This is a genomic window from Streptomyces sp. NPDC002602 (genome assembly GCF_042889445.1).
In the GTDB taxonomy this organism is placed as follows: Bacteria; Actinomycetota; Actinomycetes; order Streptomycetales; family Streptomycetaceae; genus Streptomyces.
The window spans coordinates 266,246-292,703 of record NZ_JBIAQX010000007.1; the positions used below are offsets into that span (position 1 = coordinate 266,246).

At 71.8% G+C, this 26,458-nt stretch carries 23 protein-coding genes; 11 read left to right on the top strand and 12 right to left on the bottom strand.

Going from position 1 to position 26,458, the window contains the following annotated elements; all coding sequences use genetic code 11:
* Positions 1–62: 62 nt before the first annotated feature.
* Positions 63–647: a PadR family transcriptional regulator gene (locus ACFYW3_RS21340; RefSeq protein WP_351750584.1), complete on the top strand. Its 585-nt coding sequence runs from the start codon at positions 63–65 to the stop codon at positions 645–647.
* Between the two features lie 44 nt (positions 648–691).
* Here ACFYW3_RS21340 and ACFYW3_RS21345 read toward each other — a convergent pair whose 3' ends face one another.
* The gene (locus tag ACFYW3_RS21345) at positions 692–904 is read right to left on the bottom strand and encodes an EF-hand domain-containing protein (protein ID WP_351750585.1); all 213 of its coding nucleotides are present in this window, start codon (positions 902–904) and stop codon (positions 692–694) included.
* A gap of 253 nt (positions 905–1,157) precedes the next feature.
* On the opposite strand from ACFYW3_RS21345, the gene ACFYW3_RS21350 reads away from it, so the two are divergent.
* Entirely contained in the window at positions 1,158–1,943 is a 786-nt protein-coding gene (locus ACFYW3_RS21350; RefSeq protein WP_351750587.1) for a tRNA-dependent cyclodipeptide synthase, read from the top strand.
* A complete protein-coding gene (locus ACFYW3_RS21355) occupies positions 1,924–3,168 on the top strand; it encodes a cytochrome P450 (protein WP_351750588.1) in 1,245 nt (414 codons plus the stop codon). Before ACFYW3_RS21350 ends, ACFYW3_RS21355 begins: the two co-directional genes overlap by 20 nt.
* 261 nt (positions 3,169–3,429) lie before the next feature.
* On the opposite strand, the gene ACFYW3_RS21360 is transcribed toward ACFYW3_RS21355, so the two are convergent.
* The 8 genes from ACFYW3_RS21360 to ACFYW3_RS21395 all read right to left on the bottom strand — a co-directional run bounded on the left by ACFYW3_RS21360 (position 3,430) and on the right by ACFYW3_RS21395 (position 13,142).
* Positions 3,430–4,617, bottom strand: a complete 1,188-nt coding sequence (locus ACFYW3_RS21360; protein WP_351750590.1) for a YncE family protein — start codon at positions 4,615–4,617, stop codon at positions 3,430–3,432.
* Positions 4,614–5,408: a polysaccharide deacetylase family protein gene (locus ACFYW3_RS21365; RefSeq protein ID WP_351750592.1), complete on the bottom strand. Its 795-nt coding sequence runs from the start codon at positions 5,406–5,408 to the stop codon at positions 4,614–4,616. The genes ACFYW3_RS21360 and ACFYW3_RS21365 overlap by 4 nt, the downstream gene beginning before the upstream one ends.
* A gap of 398 nt (positions 5,409–5,806) precedes the next feature.
* Positions 5,807–6,310, bottom strand: a complete 504-nt coding sequence (locus ACFYW3_RS21370) for an ATP-binding protein (RefSeq protein ID WP_351750594.1) — start codon at positions 6,308–6,310, stop codon at positions 5,807–5,809.
* Positions 6,311–6,573: 263 nt separating this feature from the next.
* Positions 6,574–7,341 (bottom strand): enoyl-CoA hydratase/isomerase family protein, encoded by a 768-nt coding sequence (locus ACFYW3_RS21375; RefSeq protein ID WP_389386982.1) that lies wholly within the window; start codon positions 7,339–7,341, stop codon positions 6,574–6,576.
* An 85-nt stretch (positions 7,342–7,426) separates the two neighbouring features.
* Entirely contained in the window at positions 7,427–8,668 is a 1,242-nt protein-coding gene (locus tag ACFYW3_RS21380; protein WP_389386983.1) for an Ig-like domain-containing protein, read from the bottom strand.
* Between the two features lie 112 nt (positions 8,669–8,780).
* Positions 8,781–9,533, bottom strand: coding sequence for a L,D-transpeptidase (locus ACFYW3_RS21385; protein ID WP_351750597.1), 753 nt, complete (start codon positions 9,531–9,533; stop codon positions 8,781–8,783).
* A gap of 134 nt (positions 9,534–9,667) precedes the next feature.
* Positions 9,668–11,785, bottom strand: a complete 2,118-nt coding sequence (locus tag ACFYW3_RS21390; protein ID WP_389386984.1) for a choice-of-anchor A family protein — start codon at positions 11,783–11,785, stop codon at positions 9,668–9,670.
* 136 nt (positions 11,786–11,921) lie between these two features.
* Positions 11,922–13,142, bottom strand: coding sequence for an Ig-like domain-containing protein (locus ACFYW3_RS21395; protein WP_351750624.1), 1,221 nt, complete (start codon positions 13,140–13,142; stop codon positions 11,922–11,924).
* Positions 13,143–13,481: 339 nt separating this feature from the next.
* Between ACFYW3_RS21395 and glgX the strand changes: the two genes are divergently transcribed.
* Positions 13,482–15,644, top strand: coding sequence for a glycogen debranching protein GlgX (glgX, locus tag ACFYW3_RS21400; RefSeq protein ID WP_389387015.1), 2,163 nt, complete (start codon positions 13,482–13,484; stop codon positions 15,642–15,644).
* A gap of 44 nt (positions 15,645–15,688) precedes the next feature.
* Here glgX and ACFYW3_RS21405 read toward each other — a convergent pair whose 3' ends face one another.
* A complete protein-coding gene (locus ACFYW3_RS21405) occupies positions 15,689–16,183 on the bottom strand; it encodes a MarR family transcriptional regulator (protein WP_351750602.1) in 495 nt (164 codons plus the stop codon).
* 72 nt (positions 16,184–16,255) lie between these two features.
* On the opposite strand from ACFYW3_RS21405, the gene ACFYW3_RS21410 reads away from it, so the two are divergent.
* Complete coding sequence (locus tag ACFYW3_RS21410; RefSeq protein ID WP_351750603.1) at positions 16,256–17,455, top strand: MFS transporter; 1,200 nt, start codon at positions 16,256–16,258, stop codon at positions 17,453–17,455.
* A gap of 42 nt (positions 17,456–17,497) precedes the next feature.
* Positions 17,498–18,220, top strand: coding sequence for a CDP-alcohol phosphatidyltransferase family protein (locus tag ACFYW3_RS21415; RefSeq protein ID WP_351750605.1), 723 nt, complete (start codon positions 17,498–17,500; stop codon positions 18,218–18,220).
* Here ACFYW3_RS21415 and ACFYW3_RS21420 read toward each other — a convergent pair.
* Entirely contained in the window at positions 18,201–18,710 is a 510-nt protein-coding gene (locus ACFYW3_RS21420) for an adenylyltransferase/cytidyltransferase family protein (protein ID WP_351750607.1), read from the bottom strand. The genes ACFYW3_RS21415 and ACFYW3_RS21420 overlap by 20 nt on opposite strands.
* A 172-nt stretch (positions 18,711–18,882) precedes the next feature.
* Between ACFYW3_RS21420 and ACFYW3_RS21425 the strand changes: the two genes are divergently transcribed.
* From ACFYW3_RS21425 to ACFYW3_RS21435, 3 genes are read left to right on the top strand one after another with little or no spacing between them, the layout of a single operon-like run.
* Entirely contained in the window at positions 18,883–20,088 is a 1,206-nt protein-coding gene (locus tag ACFYW3_RS21425; protein ID WP_351750626.1) for a glycosyltransferase family 4 protein, read from the top strand.
* The gene (locus ACFYW3_RS21430) at positions 20,085–21,827 is read left to right on the top strand and encodes a lipopolysaccharide biosynthesis protein (protein ID WP_351750608.1); all 1,743 of its coding nucleotides are present in this window, start codon (positions 20,085–20,087) and stop codon (positions 21,825–21,827) included. Before ACFYW3_RS21425 ends, ACFYW3_RS21430 begins: the two co-directional genes overlap by 4 nt.
* Complete coding sequence (locus ACFYW3_RS21435; protein ID WP_351750609.1) at positions 21,824–23,065, top strand: hypothetical protein; 1,242 nt, start codon at positions 21,824–21,826, stop codon at positions 23,063–23,065. The genes ACFYW3_RS21430 and ACFYW3_RS21435 overlap by 4 nt, the downstream gene beginning before the upstream one ends.
* A 36-nt stretch (positions 23,066–23,101) precedes the next feature.
* On the opposite strand, the gene ACFYW3_RS21440 is transcribed toward ACFYW3_RS21435, so the two are convergent.
* A complete protein-coding gene (locus ACFYW3_RS21440; protein ID WP_389386985.1) occupies positions 23,102–24,622 on the bottom strand; it encodes a hypothetical protein in 1,521 nt (506 codons plus the stop codon).
* 124 nt (positions 24,623–24,746) lie between these two features.
* Between ACFYW3_RS21440 and ACFYW3_RS21445 the strand changes: the two genes are divergently transcribed.
* Positions 24,747–25,286 (top strand): WcaF family extracellular polysaccharide biosynthesis acetyltransferase, encoded by a 540-nt coding sequence (locus ACFYW3_RS21445; protein ID WP_351750610.1) that lies wholly within the window; start codon positions 24,747–24,749, stop codon positions 25,284–25,286.
* Positions 25,283–26,410 carry a glycosyltransferase gene (locus ACFYW3_RS21450; RefSeq protein ID WP_389386986.1) on the top strand — a complete coding sequence of 376 codons (1,128 nt, stop codon included), beginning with the start codon at positions 25,283–25,285 and terminating at the stop codon, positions 26,408–26,410. Before ACFYW3_RS21445 ends, ACFYW3_RS21450 begins: the two co-directional genes overlap by 4 nt.
* The last annotated feature ends 48 nt before the right edge of the window (positions 26,411–26,458 follow it).

A 26,458-nucleotide genomic window follows, 5' to 3' on the forward strand; every position in this document is an offset into this window, starting at 1 on the left:
GCGCCGGGATCGCGTCGGCGGGATCGCGGCGTCGGGATCGACCCCGAACCTAGGATGGCCGCATGTCGCTGCCGCACGCCATCCTCACCGCCCTGCTGGAGAAGCCTTCGTCGGGGCTGGAGCTGACCCGGCGGTTCGACAGGTCGATCGGATACTTCTGGTCCGCCACGCACCAGCAGATCTACCGGGAGCTGGGCCGGCTGGAGGAGGCCGGGTTGATCAGGGCGTTGCCCGGCGAGGTTCCGGTGCGCGGGCAGCGCAAGGAGTACGAGGTGTTGCCCGCCGGCAGTGCGGAACTGGCCCGGTGGGTCGGCGAGAGCCAGGACCCGAAGGCCATCCGGGACCCCCTGCTGCTGCGGGTGCGGGCGGCGGGCGTGGTGGGGGCGCGGGGGCTCGGGGCGGAACTGCGCCGGCACGTGGAGCTGCACCGGGGGCAGTTGGCGGAGTACGAGGCCATCGAGGCGCGGGACTTCCCGCCGGAACGGGACTCCGACGAGGACCGGCTGCGCCGGCTGGTGCTGCGCGGCGGGATCGGTCTGGAGACGTTCTGGCTGCGTTGGCTGGAGGAGGCCCTGACCGAGGTCGAGGACATGGCTCCCCCGCAGGGCGGACCAGGGGCGCCCGAGGAGCCCGGGGGCACGACCTGACCGCCTCCGTCCCGGCAGGGGGACGGAGGCGGCCCGGACGGGGACTACTTGTTCAGGGCGGCCCAGAACTCGTCGAAGCTCAGCAGGCCGTCGCCGTTGCTGTCCTTGGCTGCGACCACGGCGTCCGCGACCGCGCCGGTGACGAACGCGTCACCCATGGCCTTCATGGCCGCGCTGTACTCGTCGGCCGTGACGAAGCCGTCGCCGTCCGCGTCGAACTTACGGAACGTCGCCCGCGCGCTCTCGATGTCCGCCACTGGGTCCACCCCTTCTTGGTGCTTGTTGACGGCTCAGGGTAGCGCCCGCCCGGGTGGGCGCCGCCCCCGGGTCCCGTTCGGCCGGCAGAAAGAAAGCCAATTACCGCCCGGTAAGGCGGAATCAATAATTCCGGCCAATAATTCCGGCCCACACTTGTCACGCTCCGGCATCGCGGCATAACGTACCGACATTGCCGCCACACCAGGAGCGCAGGGCTCCCAGGGACAAGCGGCAACAAGGGCGATCACACAGGTGACGATCACAGCTGACGCATCATTCGAAGTTCTGCCCTTCACCCGCACCTGCCGCCATATCTGGGAAGACGGCGACCATGTGCTCATCGGAGTGAGTCCCGGAAACAGCTACTTCAGCTCCGAGCGCATCGGCGACCTCGCCCGGTGGGCCACGACCCGCTTCGCCCAAGTCGACTTCGTCTACGCGGACCTCCACGTCGACCGGATGTTCGCCGCCTTCGGACACTCCCCGGAGCACGCGGGGAAGCGGGCGACGAAGGAGATCAAGGCGGTCCGGCGACGCATACTCAAAGGCGTGGAGGAATCAGGACCTCCAGTCGCCGAGATTCGCGTGCGGGCACTTTCCGAGTTCCAATCGAACCCCGTCTACCAACTCTTGCACCGGCGCGTGCTCCATTTCCTGGAGACCGACGACGAATTCCGAAAGGGCTGCGAGGAAATGGCCCTTCACTTTGTCGGCTCGAAGTTGCCGGAAGGTGAATCGATCACCGACGCACAGTTGCGGGTCTGTTTCGACTACATGGCAGCCGAACTGCCGTTCTTCGTGGACACCCCGAGCATTCTCGACGTCCCGTCCTCGGTGGCGGCCTACCACGTCAGGATGCCCCTGACCGATGTCCTCTTCGCACGGGGCGGGGGCCTGCGCGCCACCCGCAACCAGGCGTACGCCGTCGTGCGCCCCGAGGCCGCGGCGGCCTCGATCCACGCGCCGGCCGGGACGCCGGACACCACCTCGAACCACGTACCGACCGGAGGGACCGTCGATGACCGTCGAGCAGCTTGAGGGTCGTGAGACCGCGGGCGCGGGGGACGCCCTCCTCGACTTCCCGCTCTCACGGCGCGGTGACGTGCTCCCGCGGGAGTGCGCCTGGCTGCGCGAGAAGGCCCCGGTCGCCAGGGTCCGCACCCTCACCGGGGACCCGGCCTGGCTGGTGAGCGGTTACGCGTTGGCCAAGCGGGTGCTGGAGGACGAGCGCTTCAGCCTCAAGGACACGGCGAACGCCGGTGTCCCCCGCCAGTACGCGCTGACGATCCCGCCCGAGGTCGTGAACACCATGGGCAACATCAACGGCGCCGGGCTGCGCGACGCGGTGATGAAGGCGCTCAACCCGCGCCGGGAAGGACTCCGGGGTCGGCTGCGCGCCACGGCCGAGGAGCTCGTCGACCGGATGGTGGCCGAGGGCGGACCGGCGGACTTCCGGGCGGGGTTCGCCGACCCGTTCTCGGCGGCACTGCACTGCCGGGTGCTGGGCGTGCCCTTCGAGGACTGGCGCCGGCTGATGTCGGGCTTGGACGTGGCGTTCATGACGGCGCGGGAGCCCTTCGCGGACTCGGCGCTCAACTGGTACAAGGACGTCGACTACTTCGTCGAGCACCTGGACGCGCAGCTCGCCCTGCCCGCCGAGGAGCGAACGGGGCTCCTCGGCAGTTTCGCGGGGTTGAAGGAGACCGACCCCGGGTCGGCGCACCTGACCGACGACATGTTCGCGACGGTCGCCGTCTCGCTCTTCGGGGCGGGCGCGGTGTCCACGTCCGCGTTCCTGGTGCTCGCGGTCCTCGCGCTGCTCCAGAAGCCGGAGCTCATCGGGTACCTGCGCGCGCACCCCGAGCGAATGGGCAAGGCGGTGGACGAACTCCTGCGCTGGAACCTGTCCGTGGGTGACGGCCTGCCTCGGATCGCCCTGGAGGACGTGCGGGTCGGTGACGTGCTGGTCAAGAGGGGCGAGCTGGTCCTGGTCCTCTTGGAGGGGGCCAACTTCGACCCGCAGGCTTTCGAGGACCCGGACGTGTTGGACCTGGAGCGCGAGAGCCCCCGGCCCCACCTGGCGTTCGGCGCCGGCCGGCACTTCTGCCCGGCCTCCGCCCTGGGTCGGGCCCACGCCGAGATCGCGTTGGAGGTGCTGGTCGACCGGTTGCCCGAACTGCGCCTCGCGGTCCCGGCCGAGAACCTCGTCTGGCGCACGGGCTTCATCAAGCGCCTGCCGGAACGGCTTCCCGTCGCCTGGTAGGCCCCGGTCGGGTCCTGCCCGGCCGGGTGGACGGCGGTGTCCCGGGAGCCCTGCGAGCTCCCGGGGCGCCGTCGTCCCGTACGCCGGCCGACAGGGCCTGGGCCGCCTCTTTCGGATCTTGCCGGTCAGGCCCGCGTCGTCCGGTGCCGTGCATCGCAAGGCGGAGAGGCTCCCGAGTACCGGACGTCCTCGGGTGCCTCGACAACGCGGCGAGGCGCGGTGCCGGGCGGCGCGGGTCAGGCAAGATCCGAAAGAGACGGCCTAGCGGAAGATCCCCGTGTGGCCGAGCGAGTAGCGGCCGGGCTGGGGGTAGACGGCGAGGCCGTGCGGGCCGCCGCCGACCGGGATCCGGGCCAGTTCCTTGCCGCTGGTGGTGTCGATGGCGTAGACCTCGGAGTTGTAGCGGCCCGACAACCACAGCACCTTGCCGTCGGCGGAGACCCCGCCCATGTCGGGGCTGCCGCCGTCCGGAAGTTCCCACTTCTTCGTCAGCTTGTTCTGCGGGAAGTCGAAGACGGAGATGGTGCCCTCGCCTCGGTTGGAGACGTACATCTCCTTGGAGTCGCGGCTGACGTACAGGCCGTGGCATCCCTTTCCGGTGGGCAGCAGCTTGGGGACGTCGAACTTGTCCCCGCTGAGCACCCACATGCCGTGCGCCATCATGTCCGCGACGTAGAAGGTCTTCCCGTCCGGGGAGATCTTCACGTCCTGCGGCATCGCGCCCTCGAACGGCAGCTTCTGCTGGCCGACGACCTCCATCCTCTCGGTGTCCACCTTGAGGAGTTCGCCGGAGAACTCGCAGCTCACGATGAAGTACCGGCCGTCGGCCGAGAAGTCCGCGTGGTTGACGCCGAAGCAGGTCACGGGCACCGTCTTCACCCGGTTCATGGTGTGCGGGTCGCGGAAGACCAGTTCACGGTCCATCGACGCCATCACGATCGCGTACTTCCCGTTGGGCGTGAAGTAGAGGTTGTACGGGTCGTGCACCTCGACCGGTTCGCCGGCCTCGCCGGTGGCCGGGTTGATGGGGGTGAGCGTGTGGCCCCGGTTGTTGTTGACCCACAGGGTCTTCATATCCCAGGAGGGCACCACGTGTTGGGGTTGGGCGCCGACGGGGATGGTGTCGATGACCTTGTACGTCGCCGGGTCGATGACGGACACCGTGTTGGAGTTGGTGTTCGGCACGTAGACCCGGGACGGGAAGTCCTTGACCACCGGGGAGAGCCGGTTCGGGCGGTCCGCCGCGTACACGTCCTTCGGATCGAGCACCGGTGGCATGCCCTGCAGTCCGGGCGGCGCCGCCGGCACGGCCTTGACCGGCCGGGCGGGCCCTTCGGAGCCGAGCGCCTCGGTCGCGCCCCCTCCGCCGGAACCGCAGCCGGCCAGGGCAGCGAGAACCAGTCCGGCGAGCAGCGCGGTGGCCTTCCGGGGAAGGCGGTTCGTGGTCATGGGGTCAGCAGCTCCGTGGTGGTCACCGCGCGCAGCTTGCGGCGCGCGAGTTCTTCGAGGAGGGGCGGCATCGCGTCGACCGTGTCCGCGTAGCCGAAGTGCAGGCTCACCACCGATCCGCCGTGGATCGTCCCGGTGACGTTGCGGATGACGGCCGCGGCGCCGGGCGAGGTGAAGTCGAGGGAGTCCACGTCGTACGACAGGACGTGCGGGTAGCCCGCCCGCCCGGCGAGGGTCCGGACGAGCGGGCTCGCGTACTGGGTCTGCGAGGGGCGGAACCAGGTGCCGATCGAGCCGGTGAGGCGTTTGAGGCGCTGGGCGCAACCGACGATCTCGGCGTGGGCGTCGGCTTCGGACATGTCGTTGATCGCGAGGTGGCGTTGGGTGTGGTTGCCGAGTTCGTGGCCGCCGTCGAGGATCCGGCGGGCCATGTCCGGGTGCTCGTCGAGCCAGGCGCCGATCGCCAGTACGGTGACGCGCGCCCCGCCCTTCTCGGCCTCGGCGAGCACGGCGCGTGCGACGGCCGGGTCTCCGTTGCCGTGGAAGGTGAGGGCGACCCGGGGGCGGTCGCGGGGGCCGTGGGCGATCTCGACGGGCATGCCGGCGAACCGGCGGGGTGCCGGCGCTACCGCGGCGGCGGGGGCCTTGGCGGGCACGGTGGCGGAGGCGGCGGCCTTGTCGGGGGCGGTCGCGCGGGTCGGGGACGCGGTCCCGCAGGCGGTGGCGAGGGCGCCGACGGCGCCCGCCACACCGGCGCGAAGGGCGGATCGACGGTCCGGATAGCAGAGCACTTGCCCATTTAAGGGGTGGATGACCGTGATGGTAATGATTGACCCAATTCGCGACGTCGGCCATCAGGACGCCATCCGGGGTTCCGTCCGCTATGTGATCAAGGATTCACTCAGAGCGGTCGATGCTTGTTCGTTGATTACGAGGTGAGTGGCTCACCTCACCTAAGATTTAGGTGGAAACTCTTAGGATATGCACACTTATGCCCGTGTTGGGACTTTTGGCATTCGGTCGCTCGTCTGCCATAGTCGGAACCACGACTTCCCTTTGACCCGAGCGAAGTCCCGCCGAGGATCACACCCCCTTCGATCCTCGGCGCACCCATGAAGCCCCCGCAGCGCCACATCACGGCGACAGGGGGTTTCTGGCGTTCCGGGCCGAAGTGTGGGGAAAGCGGGTCCTAGCGGTCGGCCACCCGCATCTCGAACCAGGTGATCTTGCCGCGGGGCAGCAGATCGGCGCCCCAGCGGTCGGACAGCTTGTCGACGAGGAAGAGCCCTCGCCCCGTGGTGTCCATCTCGTGGACCGGCATCAGACAGGGCAGTCCGCGCGAGGGGTCACGCACCTCGATCCGGATCCACCCGCGGCGACGCAACATCCGTAAGCCGAAGGAGCGGGCCCCGGTGTGGCGCACGGCGTTGCCGACGAGTTCGGAGACCAGCAGGACCGCGTGTTCGGCGATCTGCGGCGAGAGACCCCAGTAGCGGATCACCACCGACTGCGTGAGCCGGCGAGCGGTTCTCGCGGACTCGGGCATGGACGGCAACGTCACCTCCGCCTCCGCCGGATTTTCGAACAACTCCGGTGTCTTGAGGCCCTGTTCATCCTCAAGAGCCACCGTGAGCCGTACGGCGGAAGCGCTGCTGCGCTGCCGCGGCTGTTCCACACCCTCCAGGCCCGCCATGAACCCATCATGGACGGCACGACCGCCGCTCCGGGCCGTTCCGCGGGAAAACACCCCCCGGAATGATTGATTCCGAAGGGGTGTCCCGGCATATGCGACGGGCAAGGGAGGGGCCTCGACACCGAGGTGACCTGCGATGACGCAGCGCCCGGAGCCGATCACCCTCGGTGGGCCATGAGGTCCCCTTAAGCCTGTCTTAAGGCCTGGCTAATCCACTCACAGGGAGGACTCCCCGAAGGCTCCCTCGTGGACTTCCCTTGCGGCTAGAGAAACTTGGCCTTCCCGGGGCCCTCCTCCACGAAGCTGCGCATGCCGCGCTCGCGGTCCTCGGTGGCGAAGAGGCCCGCGAACCAGTTGCGTTCGATGGTCAGCCCGGTGTCGATGTCCGCCTCCAGGCCGGCGTCGACGCACTCCTTGGCGGCCCGCAGGGCGAGCGCGGGGCCCTGCGCCAACTTCGCGGCCCAGGCGTGCGCCTGCTCGTACACCTCGGCGGCCGGCACGATCCGGTCGACCAGACCGAGGGTGAGCGCCTCCTCGGCCCTGACCATCCGGCCGGTGAAGATGAGGTCCTTGGCCTTGGACGGGCCGATCAGACGGGACAGTCGCTGGGTGCCGCCCGCGCCCGGGATCAGGCCCAGCAGGATCTCGGGCTGCCCGAGCTTCGCGTTGTCGGCGGCGATCCGGTAGTCGGCGCAGAGCGCGAGCTCACAACCGCCGCCCAGGGCGTAGCCGGTGATGGCCGCGACGACGGGCTTGGGGATCCGGGCCACGGCCGTGAACGCGTCCTGCAGACCGCGGGACCGGGCGACCATCGCCGCGTGGTCCATGGTCTGCATCTCCTTGATGTCCGCGCCGGCGGCGAACACCTTCTCGCCGCCGTAGATGACGACCGCGCGGACGTCGGCCCGGTCGCCGGCTTCCACCGCGAGCTCGCGCAGCCGGTCCTGGGTGGCGATGTCCAGGGCGTTCATGGGCGGCCGGTCCAGGCGGAGGGTGCCGACGCCTTCGGAGACTTCGAGAGAGAGGGTCATGCGGGAAGGTTAGTACCGGTTAACAGCGAGTGGCCCGGTGCCGTGGGTCACAGCGCCGGGCCACTCGATCACCTACGGGGTGGGATTACTTGACCCACTCCGCCCAGTCCATGTTCCAGCCGTTGAGGCCGTTCTCCGGGGCGATCTCCTTGTCCTTGGAGTTCTTCACGACGACCACGTCACCGATGAGCGACTGGTCGAAGAACCAGGCGGCGGGCTGGTCGGGGTCGCCGGCGCCGCGCGCGTCGCGCAGGCCGACGCAACCGTGGCTGACGTTCTCCGAGCCGAAGGTGGAGGAGGAGGCCCAGTAGTTGCCGTGGACGAAGGTGCCCGAGTTCGACAGGCGCATCGCGTGCGGCACGTCCGAGATGTCGTACTCGCCGCCGAAGCCGACGGTGGCGCCGTTCATCCGGGTCACCTTGTACTTCTCGCTGATGACCATCTGTCCGTTGTAGGTGGTCGTCGACGGGGCGCCCGCGGTGATCGGGAGGTTCTTCAGGACCTGGCCGTCACGGACGACCTCCATGGTGTGCGCGCTCGCGTCGACCGTGGAGACCTGGGAGCGGCCGATGGTGAAGGAGAAGGTGCGGGTCTGCTTGCCGTAGACGTTCTCCCGGCCCTCGACGCCGTCGAGGGCGAGCTTCACCGTGACCTTGGTACCCGCCGCCCAGTACTTCTCGGGGCGGAAGTCGAGGCGGTCGTTGCCGAACCAGTGGCCCTCGATCGGGACGGAGGGCTCGGCGGTGACCGTGACGGCCTTCTCGACGGCCTCCGGGTTGGTGATGCCGCGGGTGAAGTTGATGGAGACGGGCATGCCCACGCCGACCGTGGAACCGTCCTCGGGGGTGTAGTGGCCCACGAAGGTGTTCTCCGGGGTCAGGGTGGTGAAGGTGGTGTCCTTGACCGACTCCCGGCCGGCCGTGTCCTTGGCCACCGCGTGCACCTTGTACTCGGTGGCCGAGGCCAGATGGCGCTCGGGCTCCCAGGTCGCGCCGTCCGCGGTGAGTTTGCCGGCCACCGCGTTGCCCTTGGTGTCGGCGACCGTCACCGTCGTGAGCTTGCCACCGGTGCTGGATATCTTCAGGATGCCGCTGGTGGCGACCTCCTTGGCCCCGTCGTCGGGCTTGACGTTGACGACCGCCTTCGACGCCTCGGTGCCGGTCTTCCCGGCGCCGCCCCCGGCGTTGTCGTCTCCGCCACTGCCCCCGCCGTTGCCGCCACCGCTGCACGCGGTGGTGAGCAGCAGGGCCGCTCCCAGCAGGAGGGCCGGCAGGCCGGTGCGGACTCGACCGCGAATCGGCTGCAGGTTCACTCGTGTTCTCCCCATGTCCCCCGCGCACGGACAGTCGCGCGCTTGTCGACAGGAAATCACACGGGAAGAACACGAAAAGATACGGTCTTGTCACCGTTCGGTCCCAAGCCACGGGGCGGTCGCGTACTCAGTCGTCCGTACCGGGTTTGGTACCCCAGACGTAGACCGCGTCTCCCTCGGCCAGCAGGTTCCACAGGCGTTCGGCGTCGGGCACCGAGAGGTTGACGCAGCCCGCCGAACCGCCGTGCGCGTAGAGGTCGCCGGGGCGGCCGTGCAGGGCCTGACCCCCGTCGAAGAACTGGGCGTACGGCATGGGCGCGTTGTCGTACAACGTGGACTCGTGGTCCTCGCTGCGCCAGTACACCTCGTGCCAACCGGGCCGGGTCTCCTGCTCGTCGCGGCCGGTACGGACGGGCACGGGCGCGAAGACGATCCGCTCCCCGCGCTGTACCCACAGGAGTTGGCGTTCCAGGTCCACACAGGTCACCCGGTGCTCACGGACCGGGCAGGAGCCGTCGGCGTTGGGGTTCCGGCGCGCGTTCGCGGCGACCATCGTGCGGTGCGTGACGAGGCCGGCGTAGCCGTCGGCGGGGGTGACGCGGTGGGTCCGCTGGAAGGAGCGGACGGCGACGCAGTCGGCGGTGGACTGCACCCCGTCGACCGCTTGGCCCAGTCCGGCCTCCAACTCGCGCTGGTAGGGGCCGGTACCGGCGGTGCAGGCGGGTTCGGGCTCCGGGGCGCGCCGCGCGGGGGCCGCGGCTGCGGTCGGGGCGGCGAGGGCGCCCAGGGTCAGGGCCGCGGCCAGGGCGAGCGCCCCGCGTATCGCGGACGTCCCGCGGGCCGGGCGGCCCGTCGCGCCGATGGTGTCCCCTGCGGGCATGTGGACCTCCTCGCGCCCGCCGGTCGGGCACTCGGCGCCCAGCCAACCCGGTCCCGCCCGGTGCGGCCGCCCGGGTGCGCCGGCGGGGTGAGGAGGTCACTCCGCCGGCGTACCCGGGCCGGGGTCGCCCGGGTTCAGGCGCGCGGGCCCTTCGGGTCCTTGCCGTGGTCGTCCCGCTTGTTGCGCAGGGTGACCACGAGTCGGTGGTTCGGGGTCGTCCCGTCGAGCTTCAGCGGACCGGTGACCCGGTTCGTCGGCAGGACGTAGCCCTCGGGGACGTCCGTCTCGACCAGGTAGTACGAGCCCTCGGAGAGCCGGTCGAAGTCGCAGATCCCCTCGCGGTCGGTGGCGCAGCCCGGCTTGACCCTGCGGTCGGCGTTGATGCCGCGGGTCTGGAGCCCCTCGGTGTTGTTGGTCTCCTTCCAGACCTCGAACACGGCGCCGCGCAGCGGTCGCCCGGTCTTGGCGTCCTTCTTCACCAGGCGCAGGGTGCCGGGGTCCTCCTCGGGCTCCCTGGTGTTGGGGACGTTGACGACGATTCCCTCCGTCACGTCGTCCGCGTCCGGGGTGAAGGCCACCACCGGGTCCTCCGGCGGGTTGTAGCCGTCGGGTGCCGCGGTCTCGCGCCAGTAGTACGTCGGGCCGGCGGGCAGGTACACCGTGCAGCTGCCGTCGGCGTCGGTCACGCACTCGCCGGGGAGCCTGGTGTCCGGGTCGGTTCCGCCGGTCTGCAGGCCCGTGCGGCCGTTGCTCTCGCGCCACAGGTCGAAGCGGCCGCCGGGCAGCGCGGCGCCGGTGGCGAGGTCGGACTTCCAGAGCACGACCTTGACGGTGGGCACCGGCAGCCGCTCGTTGTCGACGGTGACGCGGACGCCGGCGCTCGCGCCGTCCGCGGTCAGCACCAGCGGGAAGACCGGGTTCGGGGCGGGGCGGTAGCCGGTGGGGGCGACGGTCTCGCGCCAGTAGTACCGGCCGAGGTCCGTGGTGTGGGAGCAGACACCGTTATCGGGCGTGGTGCACTCGGTGACCCTGGTGTCGGCCTCCGCGCCGTTGGTCTGGAGGCCGGGCGTGTCGTTGGTCTCGCGCCACAGCTCGAAGCGCGCGCCGGCGAGCGGGCGGCCCGTCTCGTCCCGCTTGAGCACGGACACCGCGCCGGTCGTCACCGGCGGGGCGCAGTCGGGGAGGTCACCGTCGAAGGGGTAGGCGTGGAACTCCTGGCCGCCGCCTCCGCCCTGGACGCCGGTGTGGGTGAGGTCGCCGGTGGTGAAGAAGCGACCGTTCATGCCGGGCAGGGTGACGGTGGCCCGGGAACGTGGCTCGCCGATCAGCACGCTGCCCTGGAACTGGCCGCTGCCGTTCAGGTTGACCGTCGTGGCGTCCGGGAAGTTCCACAGCAGTCGGGTGCGCAGGGCGTTGAAGGTGTCGGCGCCGTCGACGATGGTGCCGCTGTAGGTGTTGATCGTCCGGGTCGTGCCGAGGACGTTGACCAGGACCGTGGCGTTCGCCGGGATCCGGGCGAAGCGGATGCCGACGGCCCCGCCGTTGCGGCCGACCAGGTCGGTGTCGAGGTTGAAGACCTGGAGCCGGGAGCTGTCGTCGCCGGTGAAGACGAAGGTGCCGTTCCGGTCGACCACCGTGCCGGTCGCCGGGCGGGGGGCCGCGCCGACCCGGGCGTAGCACCTGCCGGCGGCGGTGAGGCCGTCCCGCAGGCCGGCGTAGGGGGCGACGGCGTTCGGGTCGGCGCGCAGGGTGCCGGTGACCGTGCCGGCCCCGGGGGCGGTGCCCGCGTGGCGGACCACGCCGCCGTCGGAGATCAGTCGTTCGCCGGCGGCGATGTCCACGTTCCGGCCGGTGGTGAGGAAGTTCGAGCCGAGCGGCGGCTGGACCAGCGAGCCCGCGCCGACGATCCCGATGTTGTAGGCGGAGCTCGCCCCGGCCACCTTGTCCTGGTCGAAGGTGCCGAGGACCACGACCCGGCCCTCGGCCTCCGCGGCGCGTTCGCGGACGAGGAAGTCGCCGCCGACGAAGATGTTCACGGCGTTGTCGGTGCCGACGGGCCTGGTGCCGGTGCCGATCGGGGGGAACGGGTTCGGGCAGGTGCCCGGGACGCAGGGACCGAGCCCGCCCGGCAGAGGGGCCCGCAGGACCCGTGCCGGCTGCTCGCCGCCGGGGCCCGCGGCGAGGGCCGCGGGGGCGCCGGTGGTGAGCACGGCCCCGATCGCGAGGCCGAGGGTCCAGTTCCTTGCTGACATGACACTCCGTCCGTTGCCTGCGCTGTTGGCCCTGACAGGCTGACGGCAGGCTCCGGTGTGCCGGATCGGCGACACGATCCCACTACGGCCATCCGGTCCGACAATCACTCGATTGGTGCGACCGGGGGGCGGCCGCTCAGCGGGCGGCCGAGCCGGCGATCCAGTCGGCCCAGGTCATGTTCCAGCCGCCCAGCCCGTTGCTGGGGGAGACCGTCTTGTCCTGCGAGTTCTCGACGACCACCACGTCCCCGACCAGGGTCCGGTCGAAGAACCAGCCCGCCGGGGTGTCCGAACCGCCGCCCTTGTCGTCGCGCAGGCCCACGCAGCCGTGGCTGACGTTGGTGCTGCCGAAGGTGTCGGGGCTGGCCCAGTAGTTGCCGTGCAGGAAGGTGCCGGAGTTGGTGAGCCGCATGGCGTGGGGCACGTCGGGGATGTCGTACTCGCCGCCGAAGCCGACGGTCTGACCGTTCATCCGGGTCACGTCGAACATCTCCATCACCACCATCTTGCCGTTGTAGGTGGTGTTCTTCGGGGCGCCCGCGGTGATCGGGACGGTGGACACCAGCTCCCCGCCCCGGCGGACCTCCATGGTGTGCGCGGCCGCGTCCACGGTGGAGATCTGCGAGCGACCGACCGTGAAGGTGACGGTCTTGTCCTGGATCCCGTACGAACCGGGCGCGCCCTCGACGTCGCGCAGGTTCATCTTCACGGTGACCTCCGTCCCCGGCTTCCAGTACTCCTTGGGCCGGAAGTCGAGGCGGCCGTCCCCGAACCAGTGGCCGACGACCTCCACGGCGGGCCTGGAGGTGACGGTGATGGCCCGTTCCACCTCGGCGCGCTGCTTGATGGCGCGGTTGAAGTTGAAGGAGACGATCATGCCGGTGCCCACGGTGGAGCGGTTCTCGGGCTTGAAGTAGCCGATGAACCGCTCCTCGGGAACGTAGGTGGTGAAGGTGGTGTGCCGGGCCTGGCGGCGGTTGTGCCCGTCGAGGGCGACCGCGTCCACGGTGTACTTGGCGGCCAGCGAGAGCCGTCCGGCCGCCGGGTCGGGGCTCCAGCTGAGCCCGTCGGCGGCGATGGTGCCGGGGACCTGTTCCTGTTGGGCGTCCTCCACCTTGGTGACGACGACCCGCTCCAGCCGTCCTTCGGGGACGTTCACGACCAGCGGCCCGTCGGCCGGGACCCCCTTGGCGTTGTCCCCGGGGCTGATCCGGATGGCCTCGTCCGGCGACCGGGGTTTGCCGGGCAGTTGGATCTCGACCGGGGATCCGCCGTCCTTGGTGCAGCCGGTGAGCCCGCCCAGCAGGCCCGCCCATGCCGCCACGGCGGCCAAGCCCGCCCCTGCCCGCCTCGTCAGATGAGTCACGGACTGTCCAACGACCGGCCCCCTCCGGGGGAAACGTGGGGGCGGCCCACGTTCCGGGCGGGGCAGTACGGGCAGAACAGTGGGAAGGACCAGACGGGGGCGGATCCGGCCGGGACGCCGGGACCGCGCACTCCCCACCCCCGCAGGTACCGAGAGCCGTGGAGGCGGGCAGTGTCGAGCGCAGCCGAGCAAGAGGCGGTGGAAGCCGTCGAGGGTGACGTACGGCGCGGCGGGACCGCGCCCGTACCGCACCTCGACGGGCAGTCGAACGGTCAGGTGAACGGCCGGACGAACGGCCAGGTCACACCACGTCCCGGCCCCGCGTCACGGGTGTCCGCGCGCCCGGGGCCGGCGGTGTGGCCCGGGTCCTCGCACCCCCTGGGGGCGCGGTTCCGGACCGGGCCGGACGGGGTCGCGGGGACCAACTTCGCGCTGTGGGCGCAGGGCGCGGAGGCGGTGGAGCTGTGCCTGTTCGACGGGTCCGGCACCGAGACCCGGTGCGCCCTGACGGAGCTCACGCACGAGATCTGGCACGGCTTCGTGCCGGGCGTGCGCCCCGGACAGCGGTACGGATTCCGGGTGCACGGGCGCTGGGACCCCTGGACGGGCGCCCGGTACAACCCGGCGAAGCTGCTCCTGGACCCGTACGCGCGGGCCGTGGACGGCGACTTCGGGCTGCCGCCCGAGGTGTACGGCCACGTGCGGGACTGGCCGCAGCAGTACATCGCGGACACCGTGCGCGACGACCGGGACTCGGCGCAGTCCGTGCCGAAGGGGGTCGTCGTCCACGACGACGACGACTGGGCGGACGACGTCCGGCCCAAGACCCCCTGGGCCGATTCGGTGATCTACGAGTTGCACGTGCGCGGCTTCACGATGCGCCATCCGGGCATTCCCGAGGAGCTGCGCGGCACCTACGCCGGCCTGGCCCATCCGGCCGCGATCGAGCACCTGACCCGGCTCGGGGTGACGGCGGTGGAGCTGCTGCCGGTGCACCAGTTCGCGCACGAGGACCACCTGCTGCGCCGGAACCTGCGCAACTACTGGGGCTACAACTCGATCGGCTACTTCGCCCCGCACGCGGGCTACTCGTCGAGCGGGACGACCGGACAGCAGGTCGGCGAGTTCAAACGGATGGTGAAGGCGCTGCACGCGGCCGGCATCGAGGTCATCCTCGACGTGGTCTACAACCACACGGCGGAGGCGGGCGAGCTGGGCCCGACGCTGTCCCTGCGCGGGATCGACAACCGGGGCTACTACCGGCTCCAGTCCGACCAGCGCCGGTACGCCGACTACACGGGCTGCGGGAACACCCTGCACGCCGGGCGCCCGCACGTGCTGCGGCTGATCACCGACTCGCTGCGGTACTGGGTGACGGAGATGGGCGTGGACGGCTTCCGCTTCGACCTGGCGGCGGCGCTGGCCCGCTCGATGCACGACGTGGACATGCTCTCGCCGTTCCTCGCGGTGATCGCCCAGGATCCGGTGCTGCGGCGGGTCAAGCTGATCGCGGAACCGTGGGACGTCGGGTCCGGCGGCTACCAGGTGGGCGCGTTCCCGCCGCTGTGGACGGAGTGGAACGACCGCTACCGGGACGCCGTCCGGGACTTCTGGCGGGGCGCGCTGCCCGACGTGCGGGACCTCGGGTACCGGCTGTCGGGGTCCAGCGACCTGTACGCGTGGGGCGGGCGGCGGCCGTACGCCTCGGTGAACTTCGTGACCGCGCACGACGGGTTCACCCTGCGCGACCTGGTGAGCCACGAGCGCAAGCACAACGGAGCCAACGGCGAGGACGGCCGGGACGGCACCAACGACAACCGGTCGTGGAACTGCGGGGCGGAGGGCGAGTCCGACGACCCCCGGATCGGCGCGCTGCGGCGCCGGCAGTTGCGGAACCTGCTGACCACGCTGCTGCTGTCGACGGGCGTGCCGATGCTGGTGGCCGGCGACGAGTTCGGCCGCACGCAGGGCGGCAACAACAACGCGTACTGCCAGGACAACGAGACGAGCTGGGTGGACTGGTCGCTGCTGGAGGACCCGGTGTGGCGGGAGCTGTTCGCCCTGGCCACACGGGTGCTGGCGCTGCGCCGCGAGCATCCCGTGCTGCGCCGGCGGGCGTTCTTCTCGGGTCGGGCACAGGGCGCGGACGGGCTGCGGGACCTGGCCTGGTTCACCCCCGGCGGCAAGGAGATGACGGAGCGGGACTGGTACGCGCCGGCCGCCGCGCTGGGTCTGTACCTGTCGGGGCGCGACATCCCGGGTCGCGACGAGCGGGGTCGCCAGGTGACGGACGACAGTTTCCTGGCGCTGCTGCACGCCGGGGACCGGCCGGTGGAGTGGATGCTGCCGGGCGCGCCGTGGGCGACGACGTACGAACTGGTGCTGGACACCTCGCGGGAGGAGCAGGGCACGGCGCCCGCGACCCGACACCGGGGCGGGGAGGCGCTGTCGGTTCCGGCGAGGTCGGTGCTGCTGCTGAGGGTGGTGGGTTGAGGATGGTGGGTTGAGGGTGGTGGTGGCCGGGGGCGGCGGCCGGGTCAGCCCGTTTCGGCGTGGAGGAGCATCCGCTTGAGGAGGGCGGCGAGCGCGGCCCGTTCGGCGTCGTCGAGCGGGTCGATCAACCGTGCCTCGGCGATGCCGCGCCAGCGCATGGCCTCGGTCCAGCGGCGGTGTCCCTCGTCGGTGAGCTCGACGTCGACGCGGCGGCGGTCCCCGGCGGCGCGGATGCGCCGGATCAGACCGGACTTCTCCAGGGTGTCCAGGCGGCCGGTCATCCCGGCCGGGGAGAGCAGCATCTCGGCGGCCAGCTCGGAGGAGGGGGCCCGCCAGGGGGCGCCCCGGGAGGCGATCCGGTGGAGGGTCTCGAACTCGAACCCCTGCAGGCCGGTCTCGGCCATCGCCCGTTCCTTGCCGTGCTTCACGTGTTTGGCGAGGAGCTGGATGCGGGTGATGACCTCCTCGGTGGGCACGTCGAAGGGGACCTTGCCGCTCCAGCGGGCGATGTGCCGGTCGACGGAGTCCTCGGTGTCCATGGGCGGCAGTATCGCACCCGCACGAAGTATTTCGTTGACGAATCATTCGCTGGCGAAATAGTGTCCGGTGTCATGACCCCGACGATCTGGCGACTGCTCACCGGGCGCGCCTTCGCCGCCTTCGCCACGGCCCTGATCCCCACCACCCTCACCCTCGCGGTGGTGCGCACCGGTTCGGCCGGCGACCTCGGCCTGGTGCTCGCCGCCGAACTGCTCCCGATGCTGCTCCTCCTGCCCCTCGCGGGCGTGGTGGCCGACCGCCACCCCGCCCGACGGGTGGTGCTCGTGGCCGACCTCGCACGCGCCGCCGCGCAACTGGGCATCGGAGCGCTGCTGCTGTCCGGCCCCGTGCGGATCCCCGAGCTCGCGGCGCTGGCCGGCGTGACCGGGATCGCCGTGGCCTTCGGCAACCCCTCCGCCCGGACGCTGGTGGCGGCCGTCGTCCCCGAGGAGGGCCGACTGCGGGTCAACGCCCGGCTGGGGGTGGCCAACGCCCTCGCCCTGATGGCCGGGCCCGCCGCCGCCGGCGCGATGGTGCTGCTCGTCGGCGCGGGCTGGTCCTCCCTGCTCACCAGTGCCCTGTTCGTCTGCTCCGCGCTCACCCTCGGCGGGCTGCGCACCGCGCCGCCCGCCCGGAGCGAGGCGCGCGCCCACTTCCTCACGGAGCTGCGGGCGGGCTGGGCGGAGACCCGGCGGCACCCGTGGTTTCTGGCCAATGTCGTGGCCCACGGCGTCTGGCACCTCGCGGCCGGCCTGCTGCTCACCCTGGGCCCGCTGATCGCCGTGCGGAGCCTGGGCGGCGAGGGCGCCTGGGTGGTCATCGCGCAACTGGGCACGGCCGGGATGCTCGTCGGGGTCTGGCTCGCCGGTCGGCTGCGCGTGGGACGGCCGCTGGTCTGGGTGGCGGTCGCGTCCTCGCTCCAGGCCCTGCCGTTGACGGCCTTCGCCCTGCGGTCGCCGCTCGCGGTCACGGCCGCGGCCCTCTTCGTCGCCATGTTCGGCGTGGGGCTGCTGAGCCCCCTGTGGGAGACGGAGATCCAGCGCCGTGTCCCGCCGGAGACCCTGGGGCGGGTCGGTTCCTTCGACACCCTGATCTCTTTCGGCGCCCGGCCGTTGGGCCTCGCGACGGCGGCTCCGCTCGCGGCGGTCGCGGGGACGACGGTCCCGCTGCTGGTGGCGGCCGTGCTCACCGCCGCCGCGAACCTGTCCGTACTGCTGCTTCAGGACGTCCGGGCACATCCCGGACGGAAGGCCGCACCGGTCCTGCGATGATGTGCCCTTCATACGTACACACGTTCAAAGGGGCTTGGCCGGATGGCGAGATTCGGGACCGCGTTGCGGGAGCTGCGCGGGGCGCAGAAGTCGGCGAAGGGCGTGTCGCTCTACTCCCGGTACGTCAACCGTCCCGCCGGGCGGTACCTGGCCGCCGGGTCGTACGCCCTCGGCCTCACCCCGAACCAGGTCACCCTGATCAGCGCCGCCTTCAGCTTCGCCGCCGTCGCCGTCGTCGCGCTGGCCGCGCCCTCGTGGGGGCTCGGGATCGTCGTGTGGGCCGCGCTCGCGGTCGGCTTCGCCTTCGACTCCGCCGACGGCCAGCTCGCGCGGCTGCGCGGGGGCGGCAGCGCCTCGGGCGAATGGCTGGACCACGTCGTGGACTGCGCCAAGCTGACGGCCCTGCACACCTGTGTGCTGATCGCCTTCTACCGCTTCCCCGACGCGTACGGGACGGGCGGGGACGGCTGGTTGCTGGTGCCGCTCGGCTTCCAGTTCGCCGCGATCGTCACCTTCTTCGGCGGGCTGCTCACCGAGAAGCTCAAGCCCAGGCCGGCGCCGGGGAGCGCCGCCGCCGCGCCGTCGACCGTGCGCGCGGTGGCGTTGCTGCCCGTGGACTACGGGGTGTTCTGTCTGGTGTTCCTGCTGCTCGGCGGCGGGGAGCTGTTCCGCTGGGCGTACGCGGGACTGGGCGCGGTCGCCGCGCTGTTCCTGCTGGCGTTCCTCGCGAAGTGGTACCGGGAGCTCAGCGCCGTTCCGCGGTGATGCCCTCGCCGGCGAGGTGGGTGGCCTGGGGCGGAACGGCCGGCTGCGACAGGGCGTCCAGGGCCCGACGGAGCTGGGTGCTGGAGGTGTGGACCGTGTAGGGGAAGTAGACGACGTCGACGCCGTGCTCGGCGAAGTCCTTCTCCAGCCGGTCGCCCTTGGGGGTGCCGCGCCAGTCGTCGCCCTTGAAGATGACGTCGAAGCGGACCTGCTTCCAGGTCTCCACCTTGTCCGGGACCGTCTCGACGAAGGCGGCGTCGACGTACTTGACGCTGCGGACGATCTCCAGCCGCTCCACCAGCGGGATCATCGGACGGCGGCCCTTGGCGAGTTCGGCCATCTCGTCCGACACCACGCCGGCGACCAGGTAGTCGCACTGACTCCGGGCGTGGCGAAGGATATTGAGATGTCCGATATGGAACAGATCGTACGCACCCGGCGCATAGCCCACTCGATACGGCCTGCGCGCGGGCGCACCAAGGTCTGCCATGTCCTGCTCCGTCATCGGTTACCCCCCATGAGCCACACCCCCGGGTGTGGCGGATTAGCAGACAATAGCGTGCACGTACCGCGTCACGTCGGTGAACGAATAGGGTGACGTGCGCATCATCCAGGGGAGAAGGGGACCTTCAGTGTCCAGATCCGGTCACCGGCGCCTGCTGCTGGTTTCCACCAATTACGCTCCTGAGCACGCGGGGATCGGGCCGTACGCCACCCAGATCGCCGAGCACTGGGCGGATCTCGGCCACGAGACCCATGTACTGGCAGGTATGCCGCACTACCCGGCCTGGTCTCTCGAGCCGGAGTACAAGGGGGCGCTACGGCGCACGGAACAGCGCGCCGGGGTGACCGTGCACCGGCGCGCGCACACCGTTCCGCAGCGCCAGACCGCCGTCAAGCGGGCCCTCTTCGAGGGATCGATTCTGCTGCACGGGGCCGCGGCCCCGCCGCGGATGCCGAAGCCGGACGCGGTCATGGCCCAGATGCCCAGCCTGGCCGGCGGGGTCCTCGCCGCGCGACTCGCGGCCAAGTGGAAGGTCCCCTACGTCCCGGTGGTCCAGGACCTGATGGGCGCCGCCGCCGCGCAGAGCGGAATCAGCGGCGGCGACAAGGCGGCCGCCGTCGCCGGTCGCGCCGAGGCGTACGCCCTCAAGCGCGCCACCCTGGTCGGTGTGATTCACGAGACGTTCGTGGACCGGGTCGTCGGCATGGGCGTGGACCCGAAGAGGATCCGCCTGGTGCCCAACTGGTCCCACGTGTCGGTCCCCACGAAGCCGCGCGGCGAGACCCGCCGGCACCTGGGCTGGGCCCCTGGTCAGACGGTGGTTCTGCACTCCGGGAACATGGGCCTCAAGCAGGGTCTGGAAGTGCTCGTCGGCGCCGCGCGGCTGGATCCGAACGTCCGCTTTGTCCTCATGGGCGACGGAAGCCAGCGCTCCACTCTCGCCGACCTCGCCGCCGATGTGCCGAACCTTGACATCATCCCCCCTGCCGCTGACGGCGAGTTCCCGGATATCCTCGCGGCGGCGGACGTGCTCGCGGTCACGCAGCACGCGGCCGTGATGGACATGAGCGTGCCGTCCAAGCTCACCTCGTACTTCCAGGCGGGCCGGCCCGTCCTCGCGTCCGTCGCGGCACAGGGCGGAACGGCCCAGGAAGTGGAACGCTCGGGCGCGGGGGTGCTCGTACCGCCGGAGGACCCCGACGCCCTGTTGAAGGCCGTCCGGGCCCTGGCCGAGGATCCCGAAGGCGCGAACGCGCTGGGGGCCGCCGGGCCCGCCCACGTGGCGGCCCACCTGAGCAGGGAAGCGGGCCTCGCCCGCATCGACGCACTGATAGACGAAGCACTTGGGGGTCCCCGGCCGTGATCGAGACGAACCGCCCGGCAGCGGCTCCGGCAGAGGACGAACCCGACCTCCTCCGGGACCAGTTCAAGCAGCTCCTGCGCTACCGCCGACTTCTCCTGGCGGGCGTCGGCGTCGGCCTGCTGGGTGGTGTCTACCTCGGCATATCCACGGCCGACACGTACGTCGCCACCGCCGACGTCGTGCTGCGCGCACCCACCGACGACCCGTTCAACCCGAGCCTCGCGCCCGACAAGGCGATCAACATCGGCTCCGAGCGTCAGGTCGCGCTCTCCAGCTCCATCGCCAACGAGGCCGCGAAGAAGCTCGGCGTCAACGCGTCCGGCCTCGCCGGTCTGCGCTCGGGTCTCCAGGTCACCAACCCGCCGCAGACGATGGTGCTGCGCTTCACCTACACCTCGTCCTCCCCCCAGGAGGCCGCCAAGCGCGCCAACGCGATGACCGGCGCCTACCTGCTCAAGCGGCAGGAGGCCCTCGACGTCACCCGCGACAAGATGGTCAAGGGCTACCAGGACCAGCGCGACCCGGTCGCCAAGCAGTTGGACGAGCTGGCCAAGGACATCTCCCGGATGCCGGCGGGCGCCACCCGGGACGCGGCCACCTCCAGCAAGACCGACCTCCAGAGCGAGGTCGGCCGCTACAACAACAGCATCACCAAGCTCGAAGCCCTCGACATGACCCCGGGGCGCGTCACCAGCCCCGCGACCCCGCCGTCCGAGCCCGACGGCCCCGGCATCCCGATGTCGCTGGCGATCGGCGCGGCCGTGGGCCTCGCGCTCGGCCTGCTCGCCGCCTGGGTCCGGCTCGTCTTCGACCCGGCTCCGCGCTCCGAGGGCGATGTCGCCCGGGCCCTGCGCGCCCCCGTACTGGGCTCCCTGCCGCGGGACAAGACCGGCGGCGGTCCGCTGCTCGCGGCCGGCGAGGAGGATCCGCGGCTGGCCGAGGAGTTCCGCTCGGTGGCGTTCCGACTCGCCTACGACGCCCGGTTCGCCGACCGGCGCCGCCTGTTGGTCGTCGCCCCGCGCGGCTCCAGCGAGACCGCCGCGGCGGTGGCCGTGAACCTGGCCGCCTCCTTCGCCGAGACCGGCAAGGACGTCCTGCTCATCGAGGCGGACCTGCGCACCCCGGTGCTGGCCAGCCAGTTGCCGACCGACGCGGGAGGCCGGCCGCGCTGGAGCCAGATGCCGGGCGGTCCCGCCGCCGGGCAGAGCGGCGACTCCGACTGGCCCGACGGACGTCAGCTCGTCGTGGACGCCGGTGAGTCCGGTGCCTTCGACCTGATCCCGGGCGAGCGGGTCCGCAACGTCGCCCGCGCCCTGACGTCCCCGCGCTCGACCCGGCTGATCTCCGAGGCCGACTCCCCCAACTCCACGGTCGTGGTGCTCGCGCCGCCCGTGCTCTCGTACGCCGACGCCCTCGCGCTCGTCGACCGCGTCGACGGGGTGCTGGTCGTCTGCGACCCGCGCGCCGTGCGGCGCACCGACCTCTCCCGCATCCGCGAACTGATCAGCGGCGCGGGCGGCACGGTGCTCGGCGCCGTGCTGCACACCCCGCTGCCCACCGAGAAGCGCGGACGCGGCAAGGGCAAGGGGGAGACCACCTCGCAGGACACGCCGCCCCGGCCGGCCGGCCCGTCCGCCCCGCAGCCGATCCCCTACGAGGTGGCCGAGCCGGAGCAGCACATCCCCGGTGACGGCACCGACACCGTGGCGCTGCGCACGGTCCGCATGGGCCGGCGGTGAGTCGGCGGGGACTCGCCGCGGTCGCCTCGGTCCTGGACCAGGCGGCCTCCAGCGCCACCAACATCCTGGTGCTGGTGTTGGCCGCCCGGCTGTCCTCGGCAGCCGGGTTCGCCGACTTCTCGATGGTGTACGTGACGTTCACCGTGCTCCTCGGGCTGAACATGGCCTACGTCGGACAGACCGTGGTGCTGGAGAAGGGCGAGCGGCTCGCGGGCGTGTGCCGCTCGGCCGTCGCCTTCACCGCGGCGGCCGCGACCGCCGTCGGCGTGGTGCTCGTCCTCGTGGGCCTGCTGCTGCCCGGGGCCACCGGGTGGGCGGTCCTCGCGCTGGGTCTGGTCCTGCCGCCGGTGCTCGTCCAGGACGGACTGCGGTACTGCTTCTCCGCTCTGCGCGCGCCCGAGCGGGCCCTGGCCGCCGACGCGCTGCGTCTGGTGTGCGTGGTGCCCGCCCTGCTGCTCCAGCCCGAAGGGGCGTCGGCGGGGCGCCTCGTCCTGGTGTGGGGGATCTCCGCGCTGCCCGCCCTGGCCCTGGGGCTGCTCCTGCTGCGGCCGGCCGTGCGAGGCGCGGCGACGGACCTGCGTCCGTACCTGCGCCGCGGGCACCTGGGGCAGCGGTTCGTCGTCGAGTTCGCGGTGGGCAACGGGTCCAGTCAGCTCGCCGTCCTGGGCCTCGGCGTCTTCGCGACGCCCCTGGCCGTGGGAGCGCTGCGTGGTGCGACGACCCTGTTCGGGCCGCTGAACGTGCTGTTCAACTCCGCGAACGCCTTCGGGCCGCCCGTGGTGGGCCGGGCCTCCGGCAAGCGGGGCGTGGTCCGGCTGACGCTGCTGATGGGCGGCGCCCTGGCCGTCCTCGGCGCCGGCTGGGGGGCGGTGTTGTACGCGCTGCCCGATTCCGTGGGCCGCCAACTGCTGGGCGACACCTGGACGGCGGCCGCCGCGCTGCTGCCGGCGACGGGCGCGCAGTACGCGGTCATGGGACTGGGCACCTGCGCCCTGCTGACCCTTCGGGTGCTGAACCCGAAGGCGACGCTCTCGCTCCAGGTGGTGTTCTCGCTGCTGTCGGTGGGGCTGCTGCTGGGCGGGTACGCGGCCTGGGGCGTCGCCGGCGCCGCGTGGGGGCTGGCCGTCGGCTCGGCCGCCAAGGCCGCCGCCGGCTGGGTGCGCGTCGTACGGCTGCCCGTGCCGACGGCGACCGCGGGCCCGACGCCCGACCCGGTGACCGAGAGCCGCGCCGCCTGACCCCGCGCGGGGCGCGCCGCACGCCCCGGCGGCGGATCAGCGCAGGGTGACGTCCTTGTCCGTGCGGTACGTCGCCACGAGAGCCAGGCACAGGGCCGCTATCGCGACGCGGCCCGAGGCCTGGAGCAGCGGTCCGCGCAGCAGGATGAAGGAGTAGCCCGCGACCAGCGGGACGACCACCGAGATCAGGCTGCCGGGTGGGGACCGGCGGGTGGCGCGCTTCGCGTACCGCCGGTCGACGCGGGCAGCCGCGTAGCCCAACCCCAGCAGCCCCGCGCCCATGCCCAGCGTGCCGAAGTCCAGCCACAGCTCCGCCCAGATCGGGGAGGAGAGGTTGGTGTTGATCGTGCCCATCCACTGGCCGACCATCACGCCGGTGTCGCGTGCCTTGCTCGGCCAGACCGAGCGGGGCACGGCGAAGAAGACGGAACCGGCGAGCTGGCGCCCGTAGGAGTGGCCCGGGCCGGAGTCCGCGTAGGTGATGGTGTTGGCGAACATGCCGATCTGGTCGTAGTCCTTGAGCGCCATCGGCTCCAGGAACGAGGTCGTCTCGACCGGCTTGTAGTTCTTCTCGTCGTAGCGGAAGCGGTCCGCGAACGGGAAGACGAGCAGGGCGATCACCACGGCCATCGACAGCGCCACCCGGTACATCGCGGCGCTCACCGGGAAGACGGTGAACAGCAGCGCGAACATGACGGTGAGGAACCAGTAGCGCGGGTTCGAGATCGGGTTGTTGACCACGAGGTTCAGCGCGGCCAGCCCCGACCAGGTGACGATGATCGACACCTTGCGGCGGGCGAACTTCGAGGTGATCAGCCAGCGCGTGTACAGGAGCAGGGCGAGCAGGGCCGGCACGGTGCCGAAGCCGCGCAGCAGGGCCTGGCCGGCCTGTCCGTCGCCGTTGGAGACGCCCGCCTCCTCGATGCCGGCGATGATCTCCTGGCGGCTGGAGAAGAAGACGCTCGGGCCGCCCAGCTTGATGATGAAGGCCGCGCTGCCCAGGAAGGCGAGGACGGTCAGCAGTTGCAGGCGCCGCTTGTGCGCCATGACCGGCTTCTCCTCCTTGCGGGAACCACCGGCGAGGCCCGTCGGCCGGTGCCGGGCGAGGAGGACGCCGACGTCGAACGCGAGGCAGCCGAGCAGGACGAGCCCGATGGCGAGCGTCAGGTCGGAGCGGGGCCCGACCACGGGCGTGGGGACCCGGCCGAGGACGGCCTGGGCGAGCGGGGCCACCCCCATCGCCATGTAGACGAAGAGCCAGAACGAGCCCTGCAGGAGCTTGCGGCGGCTGGTCAGCACCATCGCGGACAGTCGGGCGCCCGCGTACATGGTGAGCAGGAGTTGGAGCCAGAAGGCGGCGTCGTGCTGGCCGTCGCCGGACTGGATGGCGACCACGAGCGGCAGGAAGACGCTGAAGCCGAGGATGAGTGGGATGGACAACGCGCGAGAGAGCAGGGTGCGCGGGGTGGTGACCCGACCCCACTTCTTCTCGTCGTCCGGGTCGGGCACGCCGGGTATCGGGCGCGTGACGGCGGGCTTGTGTACGTCTGTTGCCACTGCTGCCCCCACCCGGTGTGCCTGGTCCGCGCGCAGTCTAGTCTGAGCGGGCGGCGCCCGGGGAGGCGCGGTTGGGGGAGACGCCCGCCGACGGTGCTCGGGGGTGGAGGACGAGGGGCGACAGTTGCGGGATCTTCCTGCGTTCACGCTGGCCGGATACGAGAAGGGGCGCGGACTGCTGACGCAGGCGCTCTGGTTCGCCGTGATGAACACGGTGTTCATGGCCTGGTTCTGCCCGGCCCGGCTGCGCGTCGCGCTGCTGCGGGCCTTCGGGGCGAAGATCGGCGAGGGTGTGCTGATCCGCCACCGGGTGCGCGTGCTGTGGCCGTGGAAACTGACCGTCGGGGACCACGCCTGGATCGGCGAGGGCGCCTGGCTGCTCAACCTGGAGCCGGTGACCATCGGGGCGAACGTGTGCGTCTCGCAGGAGGCCCTGCTCTGCACCGGCTCGCACGACCACCGGGCCGCCGACTTCCGCTACCGCAACGCCCCGATCGTCGTCGAGGACGGCGCGTGGGTGGCCGTACGCGCGACGGTGCTGGCCGGCGTGACGATCGGCCGGTGCGCGGTCGCGGGCGCCGGCGCCGTGGTCCACAAGGACCTGCCGGCGTTGACCCTGCAGACCCAGGACGGGCGTCGCCGCCCGGTGGAGGAGCCCAAGTGAGAGTCCTGCACGCCGTTACGCTGCACTCCCCCTCGCACGCCTTCGGCGGGCCGGTGCGGGTCGCGCTGAACCTCGCCAAGGGGCTGCGGGCGCGCGGTCACGAAGCCCGACTGCTGGCCCTGGGCGAGGGTTTCCCCGACCCGTGGCCGACCTCGGTGGAGGGCGTCCCGGCGAAGCTGTTCCCCGCCCGACGGCTGCTCCCCCTGGGCTTCAGCGGGATGACCTCGCCGGCCCTGCTGGCCTCGGCGGGTCGGCTGGTCCGCGACGCCGACGTGGTCCACGTCCACCTGGCCCGTGACCTGGTCACGCTGCCGGTGGCGCTGGCGGCGCTGCGGGCCCGCAGGCCGCTGGTGCTCCAGACCCACGGGATGGTGGACCCGAGCGGGAAGCTGCTGGCGAAGGTGCTGGACGCGGTGGCGGTACGCCGACTGCTGCGCGGCGCGGACGCGGTGCTGTACCTGACCCCGCACGAACGGGAGGGCCTGGACGCGGTGGTGGGGCCGCCCGCGCTCGCGTCGGCGGTCCGGCTCGTCAACGGCACTCCGGCGCAGGAGGAGCGGCCCGAGCCGAGCGGGGCGCCGCGCGTGCTGTACTCGGCGCGTCTGCAGGCCCGCAAGCGTCCGGTGGACTTCGTGGACGCGGCCCCGGCGGTGCTGGCCGTCCACCCGGACGCGGAGTTCGTGGTGGCGGGGCCGGACGAGGGGGAGCTGGACGCGGTCCGGGCGCGGATCGCGGCCCTGGGGCTCGGCGACCGGTTCACCGTGCCGGGGGCGCTGTCCAGCGCCGAGGTGCTGACGGAGCTGCGCCGGGCTCACGTGTACGTGCTGCCGTCGGTGGAGGAACCGTTCCCCATGTCGGTCCTGGAGGCCCTCTCGGTGGGCGTCCCGACGGTGGTCACCCACTCCAACGGGCTGGCCCGCGACATCGCCGCCGCGGGGGCCGGCCGGGCCGTGGAGCCGGGTCCGGCGGGGGTCGCCGAGGCGATCCTCGCGCTGCTGGAGCCGGCCGCCAACGCGGCGGCCTCGGTCGCCGCCCGCAAGCTGGCGACGGAGTCCTTCTCGATGGACGCGGTCCTGGACACCCTGTTGCCGGTCTACGAGGCCGCCGCGGCGCGCACCCGCTGACACCTCCCCGGGCTCCCCCGGGTCGCCCGGCCGCGTGGCCGGGCCCCG

Coding starts and splice junctions, on each gene's coding strand:
- ACFYW3_RS21340 (WP_351750584.1), top strand. CDS start 63: ATGTCGCTGCCGCACGCCATCCTCACCGCCCTGCTGGAGAAGCCTTCG.
- ACFYW3_RS21385 (WP_351750597.1), bottom strand. CDS start 9,533: ATGCCCGCAGGGGACACCATCGGCGCGACGGGCCGCCCGGCCCGCGGG.
- ACFYW3_RS21420 (WP_351750607.1), bottom strand. CDS start 18,710: ATGGCAGACCTTGGTGCGCCCGCGCGCAGGCCGTATCGAGTGGGCTAT.
- ACFYW3_RS21380 (WP_389386983.1), bottom strand. CDS start 8,668: ATGGGGAGAACACGAGTGAACCTGCAGCCGATTCGCGGTCGAGTCCGC.
- ACFYW3_RS21355 (WP_351750588.1), top strand. CDS start 1,924: ATGACCGTCGAGCAGCTTGAGGGTCGTGAGACCGCGGGCGCGGGGGAC.
- ACFYW3_RS21360 (WP_351750590.1), bottom strand. CDS start 4,617: ATGACCACGAACCGCCTTCCCCGGAAGGCCACCGCGCTGCTCGCCGGA.
- ACFYW3_RS21390 (WP_389386984.1), bottom strand. CDS start 11,785: ATGTCAGCAAGGAACTGGACCCTCGGCCTCGCGATCGGGGCCGTGCTC.
- ACFYW3_RS21375 (WP_389386982.1), bottom strand. CDS start 7,341: ATGACCCTCTCTCTCGAAGTCTCCGAAGGCGTCGGCACCCTCCGCCTG.
- ACFYW3_RS21405 (WP_351750602.1), bottom strand. CDS start 16,183: ATGGACACCGAGGACTCCGTCGACCGGCACATCGCCCGCTGGAGCGGC.
- ACFYW3_RS21410 (WP_351750603.1), top strand. CDS start 16,256: ATGACCCCGACGATCTGGCGACTGCTCACCGGGCGCGCCTTCGCCGCC.
- ACFYW3_RS21370 (WP_351750594.1), bottom strand. CDS start 6,310: ATGGCGGGCCTGGAGGGTGTGGAACAGCCGCGGCAGCGCAGCAGCGCT.
- ACFYW3_RS21415 (WP_351750605.1), top strand. CDS start 17,498: ATGGCGAGATTCGGGACCGCGTTGCGGGAGCTGCGCGGGGCGCAGAAG.